The organism is Cellulosimicrobium sp. I38E (assembly GCF_001647255.1).
GTDB lineage: Bacteria > Actinomycetota > Actinomycetes > Actinomycetales > Cellulomonadaceae > Cellulosimicrobium > Cellulosimicrobium cellulans_E.
The window spans coordinates 1-3486 of the sequence record NZ_LUAZ01000098.1 but is presented as its reverse complement, the minus strand read 5'-3'; the positions used below and the strand labels follow the sequence as shown (position 1 = coordinate 3486).

The following is a 3486-nucleotide window of genomic DNA, read 5'->3' as shown; positions in this document are numbered from 1 at the left end:
TCGGGGCGGGGGCGGGTGGCACGCGGCGATGGTGCCCGACTCGACGACCTCCCCGCCCGGGAACGAGCGCGCCCCTGTGGACGGAGGTCCGTCCACAGGGGCGTGCGTCGGCCGTCAGGCCCGACGAGCCGCGGCTCAGTCCACGGCGAGCGCCGCGACGGGCGACGTGCGGGCGGCCGTCCGGCCAGGCACGACGGACGCGACGAGCCCCGCCACGAGCGCGACGACCAGCACGAGCGCGATGTCCCGCCACGGCACCGCGAGCGACACGTCGCCCATGACGCTCAGCGCCGTCGCCGCGCCGGCCCAGCCGTACAGGACGCCCAGCACGATGCCGAGGACCGCGCCGACGCCCGCGATGAGCATGCCCTCGATCGCGAGCATCCATCGGAGCTGGCCGCGGCTGAGCCCGATCGCGCGCAGGGTCGCGGACTCGCGGCGCCGCTCGATGACCGAGAGCGACAGCGTGTTCGCCACGCCGATGAGCGCGATGACGACGGCGACCGCGAGCAGGCCGACGATGACCCCGAGGATCGTGTCGATGACGCTCTGCATCGCCGCGCGCTCGACGGCGATGCCGGCGACCTCGACGGGCGTGTCCGACTCGACGATCGCGTCCTGGATCGCCGGCACGACCTGCGTCGCGTCGCCCGTGTCGTCGATCCCGACCCACAGCCGGGACACGACCGCGTCCGGGTCCAGGGTCCGCGCGTCGTCCGCGTCGAGGAGCCAGCCGTCCCCGATGGCGCCGACGTGGGCGGTCACCGCGAGGGTCGCCCCGTCCGGCCCGGTGAGCTCGAGCGTGTCTCCCTCGGCGACGTCCCAGGACTCGGCGTCGGCCTCGGGGACCATGAGCGTGCCGGGGGCGAACCCCGCGAGCACGTCCGGCGTGCGCACGACGTCGCGCGCCTGGCCCGGGTCGACGCCGTGCATCGTCATCTCGGTGCCGTCGGGCAGCGTGACCGTCGCCGCGGAGAGCTCGACGACGCGCGAGACGCCCTCGGTCCCCGAGACGGCGCGCACGACGTCGTCCGGCACGGCGTCGCCCGTCGACCCGTAGGCGTCCGTCGCGACGAGGACGTCGACGGGGTACTGGTCGTCGAGCGCCGCGTCGAGCGAGGTGCGGGCGCTCGCGGCGCCGGTCGACATCATCGCGACGAGCGTGACGCCGATGAGCAGCGCGGTGCTCGTCGCCGTGGTGCGGCGCGGGTTGCGCAGCGTGTTCGCGGTGGCGAGCCGCGCCGTCGACCCGGTGCCGGCGAGGAGCCGGCCCACGAAGGACACGACGCCGGGCAGCCAGTACACCGCCCCGACGAGGACGCCGACGAACGACACGGCGCCGCCCGCGACGCCGGCGAGGAGCCCGATCTCGGGGCTGCCGGTGCCGCCGAGCCAGATGCCGCCGCCCAGGACGGCGAGGCCGCCGAGCGTGAGCAGGCTCGCGATCACGAGGCGCACGCGACCGCCGCCGCGCGAGAGGCTCGGCGCGTCGGCCGGGCGCAGCGCCTCGAGCGGGGCGACGCGCGTGGCGGCCCGGGCCGGGGCGAACGACGCGACGACCGTCACGAGGGTCCCCACGAGCAGGGGCACGAGCACGACCGCAGGCGTCACCGTGATCGTTGCCGGGATCGCCACGCCGAGGTCCGCGCCGCGGGCCACGAGGAGCGCGACCTGCGTGAGCAGGCAGCCGAGCAGGATGCCGCCCACGGAGGACAGGACGCCGAGGATCGTCGCCTCGGACAGGACCGACCGGGCGAGCTGCGAGCGGTTCGCGCCGACGGCCCGCAGGAGGGCCAGGGTGCGCGTGCGCTGCGCGACGAGCACCTGGAACGTGTTCGCGATGACGAGCGCCGCGACGAGCAGCGCGACGGCGGCGAAGCCGAGGATGACGTACGTGAAGACGTCCTGGCCGCCCGTCATCTTCTGGGCCTGCGCCTGGGCGTGCTCGTCGGGCGTGACGGCCTCGGCCTCGTCCGGCGACGCGGCGACGAGGGCCGCGCGCGCCGTCTCGAGGTCCGTGCCCGGGGCGAGTCCCACCATCGCGGCCGAGTAGGTGCGCTCGGGGTCGTCGGGCATCGCCTGCGCGGCCTGCCACGCGGCCACGTCCTCGGCCGTCACGACGACGGCCCCGCCCATCTGGGCGTACGCGCCGTACGGGTCGTCGGTCGTCCCGACGACGGTCAGCTCGTCACGGACCTCCTCGTAGTCGCCGCCGTCGGGCGCGGAGGCGTCCCACACGTTGCGCGAGCTCGTGACGGTGTCGCCGATGCCGACGCCCAGGCGCTCGGCGACGGCGGTCGGGAGGGAGAGCTGGCCGGGCGCCGTCGGCATCGAGCCCTCGACGACCTCCAGCGCCTCGAAGCGGGGGTCGGAGGGCGCGGGGACGCCGAGCTGGAACACGCGCTTCGCGCCGTGCGAGAGGTCGAGGTAGGTGAACTGGACCGCGTCCACCGCGTCGACGCCCGCGACCGAGCGCAGCGCGTCCACGTCGGACGCCGTGAGGTCGCTCGGCGCGGAGACGACGAGGTCCGAGTCCGCGAACTGCGCGGCGATCGAGTCGTTCGTGGTCTGGGTGATGACGTTGCCCGCGATCAGGGTCGCCGTGACGAACGCCGTCCCGATGACGATCGCGACGCCGGCCGCGACGAGGCGGCCGATGCTGCGGCGCATCTGCGCCAGGGTGAGGCGGAGCATCAGGCGCGCACCGCCTGCGACGCGGTCGGGGCGGAGCCGTCGGCGCCCGGCGCCTCGAGCGTGCGCAGGGCGTCGAGCCCGGCGAGCACCGACTCGGGCGTCGGGTCGCTGATGTCGCCCGCGATCCGCCCGTCGGCGATGAGCACGACGCGGTCCGCGTAGGCGGCGGCCGTCGGGTCGTGCGTGACCATGATGATCGTGCGGCCGAGCTCGCGGACCGAGCGGCGCAGGAAGCTCAGCACCTCGGCGCCCGAGCGCGAGTCGAGGTTGCCCGTCGGCTCGTCGGCGAAGACGACCTCCGGCCCGGCGATGAGGGCGCGCGCGATGGCGACGCGCTGCTGCTGCCCGCCGGACAGCTCGCTCGGCCGGTGGCTGAGCCGCGCCTCGAGGCCGAGCGTGCGCACCAGGGTGTCGAACCACGCGTGGTCGACCTTGCCGCTCGCGAGCTCGACGGGCAGCGTGATGTTCTGCTCCGCCGTGAACATCGGCAGGAGGTTGAACGACTGGAACACGAACCCCACGCGGTCGCGCCGCAGCTGCGTGAGCGCGTTGTCGTTCAGGCCCGTGACCTCGGTGTCGCCGATGAAGGCGTGGCCGCTCGTCGCGGTGTCGAGCCCCGCGAGCAGGTGCATGAGCGTCGACTTGCCCGAGCCCGACGGTCCCATGATGGCCGTGAAGTGGCCGCGCTCGAAGTCCACGTCCACGCCGTCGAGCGCGTGCACCGCCGCCTCGCCCGTGCCGTAGGTCTTGCGCAGCGAGCGGGCCCGGACCGCGGGCGGGCCGGGCCCGCTC

General features: G+C 75.2%; 2 protein-coding genes. Both read right to left on the bottom strand.

Going from position 1 to position 3486, the window contains the following annotated elements; all coding sequences use genetic code 11:
• Positions 1-135: 135 nt before the first annotated feature.
• Complete coding sequence (locus tag A0J59_RS20970; protein WP_064317347.1) at positions 136-2694, bottom strand: ABC transporter permease; 2559 nt, start codon at positions 2692-2694, stop codon at positions 136-138.
• The coding region (locus tag A0J59_RS20965; protein ID WP_064317346.1) for an ABC transporter ATP-binding protein at positions 2694-3486 on the bottom strand (793 nt) is incomplete at its 5' end. The genes A0J59_RS20965 and A0J59_RS20970, both read right to left, overlap by 1 nt.